Annotated in this window: 1 pseudogene; it reads right to left on the bottom strand. The window is 52.2% G+C overall.

The features are described 5' to 3' along the window. A pseudogene (locus BEA93_RS24765) lies at positions 1 to 381 on the bottom strand (hypothetical protein); the annotation flags it as partial.

Below are 381 nucleotides of genomic sequence, written 5' to 3'. Positions count from 1 at the left end.
CCATTCCACTGCAGGGCATCATCTTCCAGGCCTGTGATTGTGGTGTTGATATCCGCGACATCATTGGTCAGGTTGGTGATATTGGTGGTGTTGGTGGCAACGTTATCGTTTGTCGTTTTCAGTTGCGAGCCGTTGACGGCATCGGTACTGGTGCCAGACAGGTCACCGGCCATGACATTGGTGATTTTGCTGGTGGTGTTAGTGCCGTGTTTGGCGCTGAATGCCGTACCATTCCACTGCAGGGCATCATCTTCCAGGCCTGTGATTGTGGTGTTGATATCCGCGACATCATTGGTCAGGTTGGTGATATTGGTGGTGTTGGTGGCAACGTTATCGTTTGTCGTTTTCAGTTGCGAGCCGTTGACGGCATCGGTACTGGTG

This window comes from Escherichia sp. MOD1-EC5950, assembly GCF_002965345.1.
Lineage (GTDB): Bacteria > Pseudomonadota > Gammaproteobacteria > Enterobacterales > Enterobacteriaceae > Escherichia > Escherichia marmotae.
This window is presented reverse-complemented; position numbering and strand designations above follow the sequence as displayed.